19 protein-coding genes and 1 pseudogene are annotated in these 19,378 nt (G+C 45.2%); 3 read left to right on the top strand and 17 right to left on the bottom strand.

Translation table 11 applies throughout. The features are described 5' to 3' along the window. Nucleotides 1-17: 17 nt before the first annotated feature. Together KJS65_RS08235 and KJS65_RS08240 are read right to left on the bottom strand one after the other, a co-directional pair. Nucleotides 18-338 (bottom strand): ArsR/SmtB family transcription factor, encoded by a 321-nt coding sequence (locus KJS65_RS08235; RefSeq protein ID WP_213649386.1) that lies wholly within the window; start codon nucleotides 336-338, stop codon nucleotides 18-20. Nucleotides 339-717: 379 nt separating this feature from the next. Next, complete coding sequence (locus KJS65_RS08240; RefSeq protein ID WP_244864434.1) at nucleotides 718-2,076, bottom strand: sulfatase family protein; 1,359 nt, start codon at nucleotides 2,074-2,076, stop codon at nucleotides 718-720. Between the two features lie 88 nt (nucleotides 2,077-2,164). Here KJS65_RS08240 and KJS65_RS08245 point away from each other — a divergent pair, with 88 nt between their 5' ends. Further along, nucleotides 2,165-3,037 (top strand): helix-turn-helix domain-containing protein, encoded by an 873-nt coding sequence (locus KJS65_RS08245; RefSeq protein WP_213649388.1) that lies wholly within the window; start codon nucleotides 2,165-2,167, stop codon nucleotides 3,035-3,037. 138 nt (nucleotides 3,038-3,175) lie between these two features. On the opposite strand, the gene KJS65_RS08250 is transcribed toward KJS65_RS08245, so the two are convergent. The 14 genes and pseudogenes from KJS65_RS08250 to KJS65_RS29810 all read right to left on the bottom strand — a co-directional run bounded on the left by KJS65_RS08250 (nucleotide 3,176) and on the right by KJS65_RS29810 (nucleotide 15,630). After that, nucleotides 3,176-3,670 (bottom strand): DinB family protein, encoded by a 495-nt coding sequence (locus tag KJS65_RS08250; protein WP_213649389.1) that lies wholly within the window; start codon nucleotides 3,668-3,670, stop codon nucleotides 3,176-3,178. A 52-nt stretch (nucleotides 3,671-3,722) separates the two neighbouring features. Further along, nucleotides 3,723-3,884, bottom strand: a pseudogene (locus tag KJS65_RS29800) (cation:proton antiporter domain-containing protein); the annotation flags it as partial. A gap of 157 nt (nucleotides 3,885-4,041) precedes the next feature. Next, complete coding sequence (locus tag KJS65_RS08260) at nucleotides 4,042-5,358, bottom strand: DUF4179 domain-containing protein (protein WP_213649391.1); 1,317 nt, start codon at nucleotides 5,356-5,358, stop codon at nucleotides 4,042-4,044. Further along, nucleotides 5,291-5,887: an RNA polymerase sigma factor gene (locus tag KJS65_RS08265; protein ID WP_213649392.1), complete on the bottom strand. Its 597-nt coding sequence runs from the start codon at nucleotides 5,885-5,887 to the stop codon at nucleotides 5,291-5,293. The genes KJS65_RS08260 and KJS65_RS08265 overlap by 68 nt, the downstream gene beginning before the upstream one ends. Before the next feature lie 349 nt (nucleotides 5,888-6,236). Next, nucleotides 6,237-7,130 carry a sensor histidine kinase gene (locus tag KJS65_RS08270; RefSeq protein ID WP_213649393.1) on the bottom strand — a complete coding sequence of 298 codons (894 nt, stop codon included), beginning with the start codon at nucleotides 7,128-7,130 and terminating at the stop codon, nucleotides 6,237-6,239. Between the two features lie 21 nt (nucleotides 7,131-7,151). Then, nucleotides 7,152-7,895, bottom strand: coding sequence for an ABC transporter permease subunit (locus KJS65_RS08275; RefSeq protein WP_213649394.1), 744 nt, complete (start codon nucleotides 7,893-7,895; stop codon nucleotides 7,152-7,154). Continuing rightward, on the bottom strand, nucleotides 7,888-8,817 hold the full coding sequence (locus tag KJS65_RS08280; RefSeq protein ID WP_213649395.1) for an ATP-binding cassette domain-containing protein: 930 nt from the start codon (nucleotides 8,815-8,817) through the stop codon (nucleotides 7,888-7,890). The genes KJS65_RS08275 and KJS65_RS08280 overlap by 8 nt, the downstream gene beginning before the upstream one ends. An 84-nt stretch (nucleotides 8,818-8,901) precedes the next feature. Beyond that, entirely contained in the window at nucleotides 8,902-9,588 is a 687-nt protein-coding gene (locus tag KJS65_RS08285) for a response regulator transcription factor (RefSeq protein ID WP_213649396.1), read from the bottom strand. Nucleotides 9,589-9,789: 201 nt separating this feature from the next. Continuing rightward, nucleotides 9,790-11,142, bottom strand: coding sequence for an alpha/beta hydrolase (locus KJS65_RS08290; RefSeq protein WP_213649397.1), 1,353 nt, complete (start codon nucleotides 11,140-11,142; stop codon nucleotides 9,790-9,792). Next, entirely contained in the window at nucleotides 11,126-12,490 is a 1,365-nt protein-coding gene (locus KJS65_RS08295; protein ID WP_213649398.1) for an alpha/beta hydrolase-fold protein, read from the bottom strand. The genes KJS65_RS08290 and KJS65_RS08295 overlap by 17 nt, the downstream gene beginning before the upstream one ends. A 26-nt stretch (nucleotides 12,491-12,516) precedes the next feature. After that, nucleotides 12,517-13,434 (bottom strand): LacI family DNA-binding transcriptional regulator, encoded by a 918-nt coding sequence (locus KJS65_RS08300; protein ID WP_213649399.1) that lies wholly within the window; start codon nucleotides 13,432-13,434, stop codon nucleotides 12,517-12,519. A gap of 320 nt (nucleotides 13,435-13,754) precedes the next feature. Beyond that, entirely contained in the window at nucleotides 13,755-14,219 is a 465-nt protein-coding gene (locus KJS65_RS08305) for a DUF3889 domain-containing protein (protein ID WP_244864435.1), read from the bottom strand. 24 nt (nucleotides 14,220-14,243) lie between these two features. After that, complete coding sequence (locus KJS65_RS30250; protein ID WP_213649400.1) at nucleotides 14,244-15,143, bottom strand: exosporium glycoprotein BclB-related protein; 900 nt, start codon at nucleotides 15,141-15,143, stop codon at nucleotides 14,244-14,246. Nucleotides 15,144-15,525: 382 nt separating this feature from the next. After that, nucleotides 15,526-15,630: a DUF6254 family protein gene (locus KJS65_RS29810; RefSeq protein ID WP_244864436.1), complete on the bottom strand. Its 105-nt coding sequence runs from the start codon at nucleotides 15,628-15,630 to the stop codon at nucleotides 15,526-15,528. A gap of 346 nt (nucleotides 15,631-15,976) precedes the next feature. On the opposite strand from KJS65_RS29810, the gene KJS65_RS08315 reads away from it, so the two are divergent. After that, nucleotides 15,977-16,147: a hypothetical protein gene (locus tag KJS65_RS08315; protein WP_213649401.1), complete on the top strand. Its 171-nt coding sequence runs from the start codon at nucleotides 15,977-15,979 to the stop codon at nucleotides 16,145-16,147. An 11-nt stretch (nucleotides 16,148-16,158) separates the two neighbouring features. On the opposite strand, the gene KJS65_RS08320 is transcribed toward KJS65_RS08315, so the two are convergent. Continuing rightward, the gene (locus tag KJS65_RS08320; protein ID WP_213649402.1) at nucleotides 16,159-18,555 is read right to left on the bottom strand and encodes an Ig-like domain-containing protein; all 2,397 of its coding nucleotides are present in this window, start codon (nucleotides 18,553-18,555) and stop codon (nucleotides 16,159-16,161) included. A 435-nt stretch (nucleotides 18,556-18,990) separates the two neighbouring features. On the opposite strand from KJS65_RS08320, the gene KJS65_RS08325 reads away from it, so the two are divergent. Then, on the top strand, nucleotides 18,991-19,368 hold the full coding sequence (locus KJS65_RS08325; protein ID WP_213649403.1) for a hypothetical protein: 378 nt from the start codon (nucleotides 18,991-18,993) through the stop codon (nucleotides 19,366-19,368). Nucleotides 19,369-19,378: the final 10 nt, after the last annotated feature.

The following is a 19,378-nucleotide window of genomic DNA, read 5'->3' on the forward strand; positions in this document are numbered from 1 at the left end:
AACTTTTTTATAGGCAGTTAAGACCTGCTGCACTCCGCCTCAACGGCCGCAATCAACGATTTGAGCTGTTCCAGCGGTTTGCGGATCGTCAGCACATAATAATTTTCTACACCTTTTTTTTCGAAATGAATATAACCGGACTGCTTCAACACCTTTAAATGATGAGAGACGGCCGGCCTGGACAAATTGATGTGTTCGGATATCGTATTGACGTTCAGTCCCGACTTATGTTGTGCCAGCAGCATAATGATGGCTTGACGATTTTCATCGGTCAATACGTCCATCAGAGGGATGCATTCTTTGAATTGCTGCAGAATATGCTCGGTTTGTTTGTTCATACAATCCCCTCGCTCAGTTTATTCGTTTAACCGTTTAAACCTATTATAGCTATTCGGTGAATAAAATCAATCCGCATCATCACCTCTTTTCGGAGCTGAGATAATATCAACTTCCTCCAAAAGGTATCTGCAGCGGATTCCAAGCCCGCCCGGGATGAAAGTTCTGCTTGAGCGGATTGGCGAATATTTAAAACCTTTTTGCATGCATATACCGAAAAAAACACAAGAAGAACCCTGCAGCGACAGGGAAAAACTTCTCAAATAACGCGGAAAGGAGCCTGTCGCGGCAGGCTCCTCCGGTGTACCGATGTATGAATTTATAAAATTAAACATTATTTTATGAAATGTCGCTATATAAATCGTTGATCGGAAAAAGCGCTTACAAAAAGCATTCAGCATAAAGATCGCCAGACCGATTCATCCAGTTACGCAGCTCCCCTTCCAGTCTCTCGACCTGTTGAGTGAATTCTGGAAGAGAAGCCAGATCGCGAAGCTCCCAGGGATCATTCTTAAGATCAAACAACTGCTTACAATCACTTCCCTGACCCGTTAGTTCCGAACGGCGGTACTTAATCATTTTCCAGCGCTCATCCTTCACCATCCGTTGAATATCCCTGTATAGTGCATATACCGTTTCTCTGCCCCGATCCACCTCGCCTCGAATCAAGTCTGCCATGCTTTGACCGGCTATACCATCAGGCGCGTTTAAACCGGCCATAGCGCAAAGGGTAGGAAAAATATCGAATTGATAGTTTAGCTGATCAATGCGCCTACCTGCAGGAATTCCCGGACCTTGGATCAGCCAGGGTACCCGAATACTGTGATCGTACAAATTTTGTTTGCCTAGCAGCCCATGCCTGCCTACGGAAAGACCGTGATCTGAGGTATATATGACGATGGTATTCTCTAGTCTGCCTGAATTAGCAAGCGATTGCAGAACTCGGCCGATATGGTAATCCATGTGGGAAATCATGGCATAATAGTCTTGTATGTGGCCCCTTACCTCATCTGGAAGGCGCGGATAGGCGGCCAAATGCTCATCACGGACATCCATTTCGCCATTATCGAATGGATGCTCTTCCATAAAACTTGGCGGCAATGGGATATGCTTGTGATCGTACATATTCGCGTATGGCTCCGGCGCCGTCCGCGGATCATGCGGTGAGGTATACGCCAGGTACAGGAAAAATGGATCTTCTTCGGCATATTGCTCCAAAAAACCGATAGCCGCATCCGTAAATAGTTCTGTTGAAAACTGCTTTTCGATCCGCGGTTGTTCTCGAGGATTAAAGCCGTTTGCATCATAATTAAACACCGGCACCTGATGATGATCACTCATGCCGCCGAAAAACAGTGCGTTACCACTGCAAAAACCATCAGAAAAACTAGCCCGATCATTATGCCATTTGCCGACCGCATGGGTATAGTAGCCATGGGAGCGAAACCAAGACGGCATGGTGTTCATTCCTGCACGAATGACTCCGGTTTTTTCGTAATCGCCAATCGTCTGGCTTTCCGTTGCTTGAAAAATATGTGTTCCCGTATGGATGCAAGCTCTACATGGTACGCAGACGGCTCCATCGACGCCACCAACAATATGCGTTGAAGTCATCATGGTACCGGTTCTGGCCATACCATCCAATATCGGCGTTTGCACCACGCGGTCTCCTGCTGCTCCGATGGCATCATACCGATGATCGTCTGCTATGATGAAAAGTACATTTGGTTTCACCGCCATATAACCCCCTCCTTGAATATGCATGTCGTAATGGCTATAATTTTAGTCGTAAAAAGCCGGAATTTACATAGCATAAAGGAGGAATAGCATGTCAAAAAGTCTACTGCCTCATATAGCGTCCACTTTTTTGGATGCGTTGCTGTCTTCCGCGCTTGGCGAGGACATGTTTCGTATATACAGCTGCTATAATGTAACGGTGCCCTCTTCCTGGCGCATCGAGGAACGCGTGCTTGAGGAATTTCATGCACTCTATGTTAAAAGAGGATGCCTGACGTACCTGATTAACGGAACTCCTCATCAACTAACAGCAGGCAGTCTGCTATTTCTGACCGATGGCACGGTTCATTCGGCATATCGGGATCTTAAAGAACCGCTGAGTATCCTTCCCATTCGCTTTACCCTTGGCTGCTATAAAGATGAGCAAAAATATGCTGCTAAAACGGAGGTTCCATGCCACTTCACCTTCCGTCCGCGGGATACTGCGAAGTTCAGCATCCTTTTTGAAACGATTCACCGCTATTATACCCTTGCTCCCTCCATAAGAAGGAATGTATTGTGTCATGCTGCCATATGCCAAATACTTGCCGAAATGTCGCTAGAACTGGAACTCATGCGGCAAGATACTCCCATTCATCCAGCCATCCAGCACATCAAAGCGTATATGGATACGCATCCGGCAGAAAGACTTTCGGTTCAAGAGTTGGCAAGCTTATCCGGTCTATCCTCCAAATATTGTTCGAAACTATTTCAACAAATATATGGGTTACCCATCAAAACCTATCAGATTAAAACTCGCATCGATTACGCCCGTTATTTGCTGGAGCATTCGAGACAATCCATTAAGGAGGTCTCTTTTCACCTAGGTTATTCGGATCCCTTCACCTTCTCCAAGCAATACAAAGCTGTAATGGGCGTATCCCCCTCCAAGATTGTACTGCGTTCTGGTCATTCTAAATTTTAAAAAAGAAAATCCACCGAATACATGTCCGGCTTGGATTGCCTTGAGATTCCTCCAGACAAAAAACAGTCGCAGAGTACCGGCGGTTATGCCGTCACTCTGCGACTGTTTAACGTTTCTCGGAGCAAGAAAGTAAGTTTATCAGGCTTGCTCGTCGGACGATGGGCCGTAGAAGCCCGGGACCGGAAGATCGAGCAACCGCAAATATACCCCAAGCTGCGCCCGGTGGTGAACCATGTGGCTTAATCCGAAGGTGCGGAGCGCGATCGCCCGCGGCTCGCGGAGAATGATATGGTCGCCGTGGCGCAACGTCCATTCCTCGCCGAGTGTTTGCTCATCGCATTCGGCGATAAGCTTTTCCAGCTTGTTGACGTTCGCGTCGAACTCATCGAGAAAGTCAGTACGTCTTCCCAAAGCTTCCCGCCGCATCGGCACGGTTGAAAGATCAAACTCCGGGTACTGAAAAATCGCGATTTGCCAGTTTAGCAGGTTGATCAGGTGCGTGGCAAGACCGCCAAGCGTCATCGATTTCTCGTGCGGCTTCCAAGTCATATGTTCCTCGGGCAAGCGTTCCAGAATGCGGCGTGTATTGGTCAGTTCACGCGTTACGTCGCCGACAATTAGTTCTTTAACCATAAAATCCCTCTCCTCTCTTATGGATAAGCATACTATAAATTCCAGTCGGGAGGAAAGGGGTTCGGGAGACGGCTATGCCGGCTGCAAAAGCGCCGACGATGGCGGCCGCGCCCATGAGATCTGCAACATACGATAAGGCAAAACATACGATAAGCGCTCCGCTAATCACAGACTCGGTTACCCGTAATGGTGCGAAAAGTTTCAAGATCCAGGGTGACTTAAACAGGCTTTCATCAATCCTGTGGCTTTTTACATATTCGGATAAATCGCCCCTACTTGCCTGAACCGTTCGCACCCGATAGGGCGATCCGCTCTCCTTGTTCAATCTTGAAGGTCACGCCTTCGCATACCTCGTTTCCCCATATAAAGCATTATTTTTCGTTTTTTACCGGAATGGATACTTTCTTATTATAAGTTTTGATATATTGGAAACTGTCCAGCAGAAGAAGCCCCGGTTTGTCCTTTGTATTAAAAGAATACGTCTGCTCCCAAAGGATGTTGCCGTTCTTCAAATCCCAAGGACGTGCAGTGGAAATCGATGAGACAGGAACGACTTTGCCACCAGCCTGAACGGATAAATTGTCCGTTTTCAAGATCGTGAATTGTTTTCTGGCGATGACGATGTCATAGCCTGTGTCGGTTTTGGTGACACTCCGAATCCATAGTTTTTCTTTTCCGACTTTGATGGACATGTCTGATGGTGTGGTAAGGGAGATTGGCGTATCTAATTTTTGGAATCCCATGAAACTGTAGAGCACCAATTCAATGGTCTCAATCTTATCGGTTGGCAGCACATCGTATTCCAATTCAAATCCCATAATGTCCTTTCCGGCGCTTTCGTCCCCTCGCATCATCGATGCTTTGAGTTCTGTTCCATTCACATAAAGCTTGGTTGCAGCATCAAACCTCGGGTATTCTTCATCATCCATTTCATAATGCCCTTTCACAATGGTGGAGGTTGGCGAAGCCGTAATCGAGTCATAATGGATCGATCCCTGATCCACCGGAACGGATTTCGAAATGTTTTGCTTAATGATGCTCTTCATCGCTTTATTGGCTTCATACTTGAATGGAATCGGATAGGAAGCTCGTTTTCCGTTATCCAGCCACGTAGAGTACGTAACGGTTAATGTTCTGGAAAACGGGCTTACCGGATCAAATTTGCTTACTCCTTCAAAGTGAGTCTCGTCTTTGCTGTGATTACCTCCTCCACTTTTCATCATTGAGTTTGATAAGAATCCTTGGATTTTGTCCGGGTAATATCGGAAAGAACCATGCTCATCAAACACACCCTCTTGCCGGTCAACCGTGTAATACAGCGACAGTGCATTTTCATCGGAGATAATCCCGTTAATCGTTATGACGGTGCCATCCGGGAGCGTTTTGCTTTTGTTGATCGTTTGTCCGTATCCTTGCTCCGCCACCTCGGCAAAGCTGAGTGAATTCAGCTCCGAACTATTCAGTAACTTGCCTCCATAATAAGCAAGCGCTGGATACTGATAGGTTCCGATGATTAAAAATAACGCTGCGGCTATTGATGCTGCCCATATGACAGCTTTATTCATGGTTCTCTTTTTGGCGGGAACTTGTTCAAGGGCATTACGAAGTCTGCTCTCAAGTTCAGACGGAGCCTGCATCATATTCAAGGCTTGTTTGTGTTCCTTTAATCTCTCCTCGATCGTTGTCATAACGATCACCTCCAATCATGGCTTTCAGTTTGTGCAGGCCTTGTGAAATCCTGGATTTGGTCGTGCCAACCGGTACACCGGTCATGTCCGCGATCGTCTGATACGGAAGATCATGTACATAACGAAGCTCAATCGCTTCCCGCTGCCGTTGATTCAGATGAGACAGCAGCACCTGCATGTCCATCTCAGACTCCGTTTGGCGATATGGATTATCGTCGGCTAACGCAGCAATTGACGTTTCTGGTTCGCCCTCAAGCGGGAGGAACCGTTCCCTTGTGCGAAGCAATGCTTTGCAGCGATTGACGAGAATGGTTTTGCTCCAGCTGTAGAAGGATTCGCTCTTTTGCAATTGTTCCAGCTTCTCATAAAGTGTCACGATCATGTCTTCCATTGCGTCCATCGCATCATGCTCATTTCCCATATACTTATAGGCAAGACGGTAATAAGCGTCCTGATCGGCTAAGATTAGTTGCAATAAAGCCTCTTTGTTGCCTTTTTGGGCGTGTTTGACCAGACGCTTTACATTCATGTTTTCACCCCTTTACATGGATAAGAGATTGCAGAGGCTGTAAAAGTTCATTTTATATAAAAAATCTGAAAATAAGGATGGAGCTACAAATTACAAACAGCGGCAGCTCAGGAATACATCCTAGACTGCCGCTGTTTAACGAAAGGACGTCTATTCACTCGAGTGTCCGATTCATCCTATGCAATTACATTTAATGTCTGGATATGGCCCCGAAATATTCTGCAACAACCTCACGAATTCCAAAGCCGATTGCGAAACGTACCGGCCCTTGTGCCAAATTAAGGCGATCTCGCGTACCAGCTCCAATCACAAGGTGGCTCTTGATAAATTTCTTGGTTATAAAATCGATTTACTTCCTCCACTCCAAACAAAGCGTAAACAGAGACGCATGATATTCTACATGAACGCGACCGCCCATTTGCTCCATCAATCCCTTTACAACCGCAAGCCCCAAACCGCTATTGTGCTCCGTCCGCGCTCGATCCCCAGTGAAGCTTCGTTCAAATAAATAGGGGACATCCTCTTCCTGCAAGGATATCGTTTCATTGGAAATCAACGTGACAAGAGCGTCTTCCCTCACTCCTTGGAATACAAGCAAGGAACGTTGACCGTGCTTCAGAACATTTTGCAGAACATTCATATAAATGCGCATCACGCTCTCCTCATCCGCTATAACGAAGCAATTCGTATCCGTAAGATCAAGATTGACCTGTATTCCTGAATCGATAATTTCAGAATAATGATCGGCCAATGCCCGTTTAAGCAAAGCCTGTAAATCGATCTTTTGCAGCATGATGGGGTAATCCCCGGCTTCAATCCGTGACAAGTCATAAAAACTGCAAATCAGTGACCGTAACGCTTTTGCCCGCTTTTCCACTACAATCAGATATTCCTTAGCTTCTTCAACAGTGAGATGCTCCTCCTGCAACAGCTCAATATAGCCAAGCATCGAGGTGAGCGGCGTGCGCAAGTCATGGGTAATATTGGCGATCTGCCTGCGAAATTCTCTCTCCTTTCTCTCATGCAGAATTCGATCAGTCTGCCTGGCAGTCAAGAGCCGATTTACTTCAACCAGCAACGCCTCCAGTCGCTTGTCAGGCGAATAAAGGTAGGTATGTCGGTTGGTAACCGAATCGGAAAGAATATGTCTCATTTGATCGGTCGCCCGTTTCGTGGATCTGCGTAACAACCAATAAAGCGCAGCAAAAATGATAGCCGCACTGGCAAATAAAGCGGTCACCATTTCCGTCACGCTCCTTTGGTTTTATTTGAATTCTTTCAGCATCACCCGTCTGGAGCTTATCAGAAAAGCCAGGATGATGTACACTGTTCCGGTCGTCCAGCAGAGTATCAATCCCTTCGGCTTCAGCCATGCGGAATCATTCGCAGCAGCATATGGGAATAGCGGCAACGCGTCCGTGACCTCACTTAATGCCGGTACTCCATTTGCAAACATATAATATAGCTCGGGGAGGGCAATGATCAAGACCGCATAAGACACCAGATGAGGCAATGGTTTCTCTGTCACAAAACAAAGACAATGGGAAACGGTGAGTGCAGCCAGGATCAATGGCAAAACGCCCGCGATTGATGACGTGAAATTCATAAAATATGTTGTTCCGTTGTTATGCAAGAGCAGGAACACACTAGCAGTCAATGAAATAAAAGTCGCCATCCAGGAGACAGTCAATAATAGCAGCTCCATCATCCACTTGCCATAAAAGACGGTACTTCGGGTAATACCGTACGCCACCGTATTTTTTAACGTCCCATCGGTAAATTCATCCGCCACTAACAAAATCACTATAATCGGAACGATAATAAACACCAGGCTCCACATCTTCAAAGCCGCCTTGAAGGCAAACTCCGTAGTTGCGTATAGCTCTCCTCCTGTCGAAACGGTCAATAATGTAATCAAGAGAGGACCGAGCATGCAGAAGGCCATAAAGAGATAAAACGCCTTTTTGTGAACAAGCCGATACAACTCACTTTTCAAATAATTAGACATCTCGGGTCCCTCCCACTAAGGACACAAAATAATCCTCTAAATTCGTCCCTCTCGTTTCCAGTGCAAAAAGCCGAATATTGTTTTCCACAAGTATCCGGGTTACTTCATCCGTCTGTCCCGGCAGATTGTAAATGTGGATGGATTTGTCCGGCTGTATACGGTATCGAATGTCCGGAAAATGTCTCTCCAGAAGTGCCGCCGCTCTAGTCTCAAGATCGACCACCTGTCTGAAATATTGTCCGCAGCTTTCCTCAAGCTGCCGCGCTGTCATTGTTTTGATCATCCTTCCCCCATCGATAAAAGCATACGTAGTTGCTAGGCTCTGCATTTCTGCCAGCACATGTCCGGAAATGAGCATCGTGATCTGTTTTTCTCGGTTCAAGGACAGCAGCAGTTCACGTATTTCCACAATTCCCAGAGGATCAAGACCATTCATCGGCTCATCCAATATAAGAAAATCGGGATGGTTCATCAGCGCAAGGGCTAATCCCAGGCGCTGCTTCATTCCCAAGGAAAAATCCCTGAATTTCTTGATGCCCGTATTCTTTAGACCGACTTCATGTAAGGCTACCTCAATTCTCTCCTTACCGGGAATGCCTCGTTGAATCCGATAGTACTCCAGATTCTGCCTTGCCGTCATATCGCGGTAAAAGCAGGGAGTTTCTACAATCGCCCCCACCCTTTGCCTTGCCTGTTGCAGCCCTTCGGACGTTGTCTCCGAAAACAACTCCAGTTCTCCGCCAGTGGGCAGACACTGACCCGTTATAAGCTTTAACAGTGTTGTCTTACCGGCTCCATTTCTGCCAACGAGTCCGAGAATCTCCCCTTTGGCTATTGACAGGGTCATGGGGTAAAGAGCTGTAAAGGATCCATATGTTTTGGTCAATGATTGCGACATCATTATGTTCTTCTTTGATATCATTTGATCACCTCGTACCTTACTTTACCTAGTCTGCTGGTATCAAGTACTTAACGAATCGTAAAAAATCGTAAAGAAACCGTAAAGTCAGACCATTTTAAAGCCGATGCCCCATACCGTTTCGATATAACTCTGTTCTGGGGCGTTTTTGGAGATCTTGCTGCGCAGATTGCTCATATGTACGTTAATCGTGTTATCTTCTATAGCATACTTTTCATGCCATACGGCTTGATACAAATCTTCTCTCGTGAATACTTTACTAGGAAACCGCATCAAGATCGTCAGCAACTCGAATTCTTTGGAGGTAAGCGACATCGGGATGCCCGCTACTGTAGCGGTTCTTGATGTGATATCCAAAACCAGGTCATGATAAATCAGTTGCTTGGCTATCTGCTCTGCAGAACTGAATTTTTTGTAGCGTCGCAGCTGCGCCTCAACCCGGGCAAGCACCTCTTCCTTATCGAAAGGTTTGGTTATATAATCATCTGCACCGCATTTGAGCAGGTCGATCCTATCTTTCATTTCCACCTTGGCCGAGATGATGATGACCGGGACATAAGAGTGGTTACGGATGTACTTCATCAGTTCTTCTCCGGACATTCCAGGCAGCATCAAGTCCAGCAAAATCAGGTCATATTCCTGCATAGACAAAAGAAGCTTCGCTTCACTACCGGAATACGCCGACTTTGTCTCATGCCCATGCTTGCCTAAAAGTGTTCCTAGTAATCGGTTAATATCCGCATCGTCTTCAACCACTAAAATGCTGAATGGCATAGTTTCCCTTCTTTCCGAAAATTTAAAGTACATCGAGAAAATCCTTCCAATATGAACCTATTATTTTCATTATATAACAAAAGCCCTCAGGATTCGTTATCCCAAGAGCTTGGCTAGCGCATCAATAGCAATCTCGACTTCTAGGTGGTTTATAACAATCTACTTTTATTTTAAAAATGATTGGAGCTGTATTCGGCTGTCCTAATTTTTCCATGCTTCATTTTTCATCCAATGTTCAACATATATTTCGATCGTGGCGTCCTCTAAAGCTATATATTTATGTTGAACGGATTCGCCAGTTGAATCCGCCTCAACGATTCCATCCTGTCTGCTGATTTGATAAATAAATTCAGCATGTAGAGGTACTTGCAGTTGATTATAGTAGGTTCTCCTGCCCGGATCGTGAATTAATGGAAACCAGGCATACAGTTTCATATCGACAGGTGTGTTTGTCGGAACATGAACGACCATGTTCAAGGTTACATACTCTTTCTGCTGACTTACCACATGAATCTCTGTCATAGCTTCCAAGTCCTCGTATTTAACGGTTACCGATGTGATCCCTTCTTTCTTAGGCACAAGGGTACCATTCGCTAATACATCCAAAATCTCTTGATCTTCCACATGGTAAGCCGCTCGTAATAGGGTCATTTTAAAGTCATCCTCAAAATCCAGAATCGGGTTCAGTCGACTTGTAGGACCAACAATACCAACCTCTTCACATCCGACTAAAGATAAGGCACGTGCTTTGCCCTTACTACCAAAAAAATGAATAAGTGGAGAAGATAATCTGACTGCCCAATCTATCTCCACATGAGCTGCCCCAGGAGCATTGAAATAGATCAATTGCGTGTCAGCTTCGTATCCTAAAGCAACGAGTTCCTCTGTCACTGCACGCGTATGCTTCTCCATAACTAAAGTACCTTCGGCGCTCCCTAAATCAATCCATATTCGGGATAGAGGCTGCTTCGTTGCGAAGGTATGATACAGCCTGATTTCTTCGGATGACATGGGATCTACACAATAAAAATAAGGGGAAACGATAGCCAGTTTGCCAAATATATCCGGACGACGAAATCCGATATGGTAGGTAACTTGCCCGCCTCTAGATGAACCCAATAATGCTGTGTGTTCAGGGCTTGTTTTTGTTCGAAAAACAGAATTAATATATGTCATTACTTCTTCAATGATAAACTTTTCATATAACTGACCTTTGGGTTGAATGAAAACTTTATCGAGTGGATATTGTACTCCCTCCAAGTCATGGGTATATTCGTTGGACCTCTCCTGTCCCATGTTAGGAATACCTACAACAATGATTTCTTCCATCTTGTGCTCATGAATCAATCGATCAACGGTTTGATCTACATGCCATGAATAGCCATTGAAGGCGGGATGGAAAATATTTTGCCCGTCATGCATGTATAGTACCGGGTATCGCTTGGTTTTTTCGCATGTATAACTCGGAGGAAGATAGACATAAATATCTCTCTTATTATCCAAATATGCTGAGTAAAAGCTCTCAATCCTCAATATGCTAGATTTGTATGTCATTTTTATCACCTTGTACAATACTTGGTTTGATATCTACCCAATGATCAACTTCATAATTCAGGATTAATCCATCATTCGTTGTGAATTTCCGATATGGAACTTCCCTGCCTTCATGATCTGTTTCATGCTTGCCAAAACCACGAGAAATACGGAATTCAAAGGAAATGCCTCTTGGCAACTCAAACATGCCCCCATAAAGTCCTTTATGAATCATCGGTAATTCTATACCGGCATATAATGTATCCGTTTCCGGCGTAAATTGCGGTACTTTAACAGAAATATTCACGGTGACCGTATCGGACATATGCGGTACCACTGCAATTTCCAACTGGGCTGTAAGGCTGTTATTTTTATATGTGACGAGGGTTTTCCCGGCTTGTAGGGGGATTAATTTGCCGTCCTTGGTTACCTCCAAAATATCGGGATCACCAACTTCATAGGTTGCATCCAAATCGGACATCATAAATCCGCTATTAAAATAAACCAGCGCATTTAAGGTTTGCTTGGGTCCATCTATCCCAACAGCTTCAGGACCCTGCAAATCAACACGGACCGGCGTACCTATTTCGCCAAAAAAATAAAGTAAAGGCGCATGAACCCGAGCCGCCCAATCCTTTTGCGAGTGTCCGGAATGCACCGCTAGATAATACATCAGATCATTTCCGGGCTGGTATCCGCAGTTAATAAGAACATCTGCCACATATCTCACATGTTTCTCCATGACGGTGAAGCCCTCAGAATCTCCGACATCCATCCATATTTTAAGATCTTTTTTTTCTGTGAATACATGGCTTAACCATCGATCTTCCATCGTGTTTGGGTCCACACTGACAAAGAACGGACACAGCGCACCGATCATACCGAAAGTATCTGATTGACGGAATCCTATATTATAGGATACGAGCCCACCCGCGGAGGATCCCATTAACGCCGTATGATGTTTATCAGGCAACGTCCGATATTCTTTGTCGATGAAAGGTTTAACCTCCCTAATAAGGAAATCCTCATAAAGTTCGCCTTGATTTGTCGTATTGAAAATATTCAGTCCATCTGGATTGGCATGCATATATTCTGATATGCGTGCGTCTTCCACATGAGCGATCGCAACAACGATAATTTCTCTCATTTTTCCTTGAGACACCAAAGCATCCACCGTGCTATGGATATCCCATGATTCGCCCTTCTGATCTTCAAAAAACATATGCTGACCGTCATGCATATAGAGAACGGGATATCTTTGATCTTCGTTCTTTTCGTAGCTTTCAGGTAAGTAAATAAACATATCTCTCTCATTCCCAAGTATATTGGAATAAAAGTTATGGATGGCAATGAACCGCGATAAATTCACAAGGCATTCCCCCTTATCAAATGTAATTAGGAGTGGGGCGGCAATAATAAGAAATTCTCATTGTTGACGTAATCCACATCCTGAATGTAACGATCCACCATGTGCACAATTTCCTTATAATCATTCAAATTAAATCTAATGTTATTAATGTTGTCTCTCAGGATCTCCGAACAATTGCATGTGCAAATGGCGACGATATTTTTATGTGTGTTGTATACTTCATTCGCCAGAAATTCGTTCATGACCATGCCAGGGCCGTCCGGAAATTGAGATAAGAATGTACTCAAGCTACCAGCCGTGTGATTTGAGACATAAATTTGGCTATCCGATAAATTTGACTTTTGTTTAATGAAGTTCATGAATTCAACATTGTTATAGGAATCCATAACCAGAAATTGGGGGGAATCACCTAGTAAACCTTGAGATAAATTAAAGCTTTGCTCCATGTCTGGCAGAACTTTGTGAAACAAAGAGTTATCGATATAACTATCCATGACAACTACAGGGACCCCGAATCCAAAGTAATTGGATATCGTCGAGAATCTTTCTTGATCAACATTAATTAATAGCGCCCCATCCAGATTTCTTTCCATAATAATTTTATTGGATGGCGTCATACTGTCGATTTGCATAAAGAGAACATGGTATCCTAACTCGCTGAATAATTGCTCAAGCTTGAAAACGGTCTTCGCATATTTTAAATCGGACCATACATGTTGATTTTCCTCTTTAAACAAAATAATGCCGATTAATCCGGTTTTGTTTATTTTTAAAGATTGGGCTGTTCGGTTTGTCACGTACTTCAGCTGCTGGGCAATTTTAAGCACTTTAACACGCGTTTCATCCGAAATGGATTGCGTCTTCACATTGTTTAAAATGTAAGAAACTGTCGCGATCGATACATTTGCTTCTTTTGCTATATCTTTAATTGTTGTTTTTTTCATGGAGTATACCGCCTTCGCTTAAACGTTTAAGCAAATTTAATCATATCCCTATTCTGTTGTCAAACAAACTAGTACTATTGTAGGTTTTTAACATGCTTCATCTGAATACAGGTAAATTTACGTTCATTGTTTTACCTTGCCATTCATGATCTCCTCCTTACTTAAACGTTTAAGGCCTATTTAAATGATATAGTAGCTTCTAATCGCCAGCAAAGTCAATGCTAAATTATTTCAAAGAAAATCCTTCTTCTGGAGAAGGCTCTCCAAGAGTTTTTCAAAACAAAAAAAGGATGGCGTTAATTAACATCCATCCTTTTTTCCTATAGATACCCATTAGCTTCAATAAAACGAATCGAATAAATCACATCGGTTGAAGGGTCAAACTGGATAAACACATACACTCCGAATTCATTACCTACTTTGCTCCTAAGCCAAAGTTTGAACCTTTCTTCTGACTTTTTTGGTGTAATTTCAAGACGACCTATGTGCTTATAATCAATGATGTCCGCTTTATATCGTTTTTGTGTTTCCTTCACTGCAACAGCACTCCATTTTGCGTATTCTGGTTCGGCTTCCACGGAAGCAGTGGAAACAATAAACACAGCTAATAGGGAAATCAACAATCTTTTCATAACAACCACCCATCTGGGAGCTTTTTTCTTAATATCCCCTGCATCTTTCAGATATATAAAATAAGCTACCCGTTCTTCAATTAAGCGGATATTCTCAAGAAAAAAATCACCGAATGATCGTAACAAACGTCCGGTGATTTTGTTTCGCATCATTCGAATAGCCGCATATAAATATGATTAACTGATGGTTACTCCGGCACTTGCATAGCCGGCGACCGTAGTGACGAGGACTTCTCCCGCCGCTACCGCCGTGAAAACCATTAACAGTCGGGTTTGCGCTGTTACGGGAATGCTTAGTCCGGTTGTAATTCCATTCGAAATGGTACCCAAAGTCAGAACACCTGATAGTGGTGGAGCAAGCGATACCAAAGCTCCCGGAATAGGGGAAAATATATTGTCGGGTGTGGTTGAACTGTATAGTTGTGCTGAAATGGTAACCGTTGTTGCTAATAGGCTGAGGGCAAGCGTCGTGCTAAAGTAAGCAGCAATCGAGGTAATGGTCCCGTCGCGTGGAACAGAAAACGAGAAGTTCAGAAGCGTGCCCCCGGCTCCTGTCAGATCGATCGTGTCGCCAGCAGCCACGCTAACACCGGCGATGGAGCTACCAAAACCGATAAGGCTCGCCGTTCCGATCAAACCACCCGCAACTGTGGTCAACACTGCAGGTATTCCTGATGCATACGGAATGATAGCGCCTGCTCCGGTTGCTCCAGTAGTTCCGGTCGCACCAGTCGCACCAGTTATTCCGGTTGCGCCTGCTGTTCCAGTTGCTCCGATTGTGCCAGTCGCTCCTGTTACACCGGTTGCGCCTGTTGCACCAATAGGACCTGCGGCACCAGTTGCTCCTGTAGCTCCAGTTGCACCCGTGGCGCCGCCAGCAGGACCTGCTGCTCCTGTAGCTCCCGTCAGGCCGACCGGCCCTGCCTGGCCAACGGGACCTTGAGGTCCGACTGGACCCTGCGAGCCGATTGGACCTACGGCACCAACCGGTCCTGCTGCTCCTTGCAATCCTTGAGGACCGATAGGTCCTTGCGGACCAGTGGGACCTATGTGTCCAACAGGACCTCTGCGACCCATTGGACCTCTCGGTCCAACGGCTCCGCGGCAGCATTTGAATTTTTTTAAATGTATGGATGTTTTATGGGGTGGCTTAGTAATATGAACTTTCTTACAATGGCTCAAGTACAATCGCCTCCTAGGGTTTTGTTTACTATACGTAACATATACCCGGCAGGTATAGACGAATGACGTTGGCTAATAGCGGATTGTTTACAAAGGGGGAAGTCTATACTTTTATGAGATATAGAAATACAAATCTATTTCGCTATATTGCGTTGGAAAGGTTAAATAAGGTTGCTCAAGCACTATTCATTCAATTTCGGGAACCTTTCCGGTAATGAAGAAGACTGCCGGTAATTTTAGCCGGCAGTCTTTCTCTTTCAAGTAGTATGCCCTCATCCTATTCGCTGGACAATTCCTTAAGCGACTTAATTTTACCATGGGGATGCTGTTCTTGCTTTCGTGACTTCCAGGCAGCTTCATTCCTTCTCTTCTGGTGAGCCATAACAGTTCTCCTCCTCTGGAAATTGAGATGTATACCACTTTCGTATGTTGCCTTTCCTGTTCTCTCTTCATTCATGAATTTATTTCATGTGTACTTGTAGCATTTCATCCCAGAAAGGCTATTCGGCGCCACCGTTTGGAACGCCCCTGGTGCTCTTGTCTGAGCCAAGCCCCTAGTTCGCCATGCTCATAACTACAAAGGACATCTCGCATTGTTTTTCAAAAGGTGATCAATGAGTGAGCAACTCTATCGCCATCATTGATATCCATCCTTATGCATAGAGTTAATGTCGAAGATGCATCATAAAGGAGTATTGATTTTATTACACAGGAGGTACCTTAGCCAAATGGACAAGGAAAAAGAATCCGCAAAACAAGTCAAAGTTCAGGATCAGACCGCGGAAACACACGTCAAAGGTTTGGAACCAAAAGATACCGAACTAGCTGAAGAACTTGGCAGCAACGAGTTTCGTTCCGCATTTAAAAATCCAGTAACTGGGGAAGAGCGTCTATATTAATCGCGCTTTCATCAACTCCCCCAAAGGACGGATGATCCCTCTTTCATATCATAGGCTTGTGCCCAATAGTACCCGGGAGCGGTGATCCGTCTTGGAGCAAATCCAATCTCTCCTGATGGAGAAGAAACGGTCTCGGAGCCAGCGGTAAAGGATCCTGCTGCCGTTGCAGCCCCGTTCACGTATTTCCCTGCCATAAACGTGAAACGTCCCGAGATATTTGCCGCAGCGATAGCCCCTCCCGTTTTCATATCTGAAATTTGAATGGTAACCGTAGCTTTCGTACCGTCAAACTTCACCTGCATTTGTGATAAGATCATTGGCTTTAATGACGTAACCTCTGTTCTCGCCATGACCGGACTGCTTGGTGGTCCCTCATTCCCTGAAGTGTCGACGGCCGAGACCTTATATATATACTCCGTGTCAGGCAGCAGCCCGTTGTCCCGGAAGCCCAATCTATTGGATACCCCTGCAAGATGCGCTTCATCGAGCGAAAAGTCCGTGCTGGTTCCGCGGTAAATGCGATATTCTTGAACGGCGGCATTATCCGCTGCCGGGCCGTATGAGATATCGATCTGCTGATAATCGAACACGGTAGCCCGCGGCTCTCCGGAAACGGCGGTTGGCGGTTCGTTATCAGCAGGCGCCTGCCAAAGAACTGCTTCCGGACCCCATACAGAAGGAAGGTTACGAAGCGAATCATAGTAATGAATCGCAATGCCTCCGAAAGCCGGATTGCCCTCAAAAGCGGCGTACACTTTATCCAGCTCAGCCTCCATATACAATCGTCCTTCTTCATTAAAAGTAATCGTTTCGGGATCACCTCCATCCGCGATATCTTTCGTTTCAACACCAAGCACAACGGAATAAGGCTTTCCGATTTGATTCGCATATTCCATCTCGCCCCGCGCCTGCTCAATGATACCGGCTGTACCTTCTGCCTGGTCGCGATAATCCATAATGGAAATATAATCGAGCGTATCCTGGACGTGTTCGGAAAGCGGCCTTACCGAGCCATTCCATAAAATATCTGTTGCGTCACCAGAGGTATCGAACCAGCGGGGAATAGCTGCTCCAACTTGAAGAGATAGCCCGGAGGCTGCTTTACGATCCATTAAAGCTTTTAGCATATCCAGATATTGTACTTGCACGGAAGGCTTATCGTTTTTAAAATCCGGAAGGCTGTACGGCTCGGTGTCAATATTAACTCCATCGAATCTTTCATGCTTGCCAGAGGATAAATTATAATTCAAGATCCTTTCGAATTCGGCAACGGCCTGTGTTTGGTACCTTGAATACGCCCCGAAATACGGAGGGGTCGTTCCGCCGGCAATCAAAGCCTGAACCTGATACCCGCGATTATGGGCCCATCCAATAAAATCGCGCACCTCCGTACGTTTGTCTTCCAGCATTTGAACCCCATTGTAATTCCCTACGGCCAAGTACCAGGTCCGGATCTGACCTTGACCGAAAGTATCCGTATCCGATGACATCGCATCCAAGACCGTCCTTGCACCGGAGTTCATGATGAGCGGATAGGATTCGTTTTCCCAAATCCACAACGCCCGATCTTGACGATAAACATCCCGCGTTACGGCCTGCGCCGCTTTTTTTTCTGCCACTGTCCCCTTTCTGTCTATGCTAACACTTCCCTCATCCTGATATCCGGCATCCGTTCCGGTAACATCGGCTATATGGTTTCCCCTATCCTCGGTAATTCCGGCTTTGACATATACGGTTTGACTGTACCCTATATTGCCGTTAACGTCTTCGGCCCTTGCTTCCAAGCTGTTGATTCTTCCTGAAACCGACTCCGTATCCCATTGTAACGAATACCCTGTTTCGCCCGGATTGGTGTTCTCCCACTCCCCTCCGTTGATTCTCACCTGAACGAGGTCAATGCTGTTTTTGCCGGATGCTTCTACTTCAACCTGGATTTGTCCCTGGATCTCATCCTGTTCCGCAGGACTGATTACTCGTACCTGCGGAATATTCGCCTGCGGATTATCCACTTCGATTTGCAAAAACGGAGACCAAGTCACGTAACGAGTCTGTGCGTCCGTCCCCCTCGCCACGAGTTCAACTGAACCATCATACTTTGACAAATCAACGTCGGCATACCAGCTGCCAGTATCACCATCTTTCATATGGGCACTTGTCAGAGAATCACCGTTCATCGCGATTTCGATATCATATACGCCGTTGTACGTTCCGGTCAGACGGGTAATCCCCGCGCTCAGTGGTCCGCCCGTGCTTGGTGAATCGATCGTAATTTGCGCAGCGGCCGATACCGATGAAGGGGGAATGCAGGAAAGTGCCAGAAAAGCGATTAAAACTAGACAAATTCCGAGTTTGCGGACAGCATATTCTTGCCGGATCCGGAGCCTAACATATCCCCGCTTGGCTGCCATAAGTCTTTTCACTTCCTTTCGATGTAGTGTGAATGACCTTGACAAGATAACTGGAATGAGGAAAGGCGCAGGCTTTGCTAATTAATAAAGCGCTTACTTTTTTCATATTTTGACGTGCTGAACATTAGAACCGAATCCGACAAAAAAACAAGAAACAGCGCTTTGAAGTCCCATATCTTTTGCGTAAGTGCACCTAATATGACATACTTATCCGACCTATATATCTCGAGTCAAACCCATGTTTTGTTGCGTAATCCTGCCAGCTGGTCGAGAAAAGACAGCCAATTCGTCGGCTGTCTTCACATATCTTTATTGAGCTTTAATTTCCATTTCGTATCAAGGGATGTACGAAGAGATGATATTTATAACTACAATATGAATAATGCCGATGATACGATGTGGTTGTAATCATAATGAATGAAAGCAGGTGAAGAAATGAAAGGAATTTTAAAGGTTGGCTTGGGTGTGGGAATCATCTCCGGGGTAGTATGTATTGTTTTGTACTATGTCTTATGCGGATTACTGGATCTCCAGTTTATACAACTGAATCCCGTTTCAATTATGGCTGCGTCGGTGGTTGTAAATGTGGTAGGTGCGTTGATTTATAATAAGCTTCGGTATACGACTTCAAGACCAAGGATCTATTATGGTATGATAACCGTCGGAGTGGCGTTGCTGCTATCGCTATATGACTGGGCATATCCATCGGAAACCGATATTGCAGGGGTTGCTAATACGCTTCATGCATTAGTTGCCTCGCTGTCGATTGCGTGGATTCCAACATGGCTTCAAAAACGGCGCGTATCAAATTGATAAGGCGGTA

Origin of the sequence: Paenibacillus sp. J23TS9 (assembly GCF_018403225.1) — a bacterium.
GTDB lineage: Bacteria > Bacillota > Bacilli > Paenibacillales > Paenibacillaceae > Paenibacillus_AQ.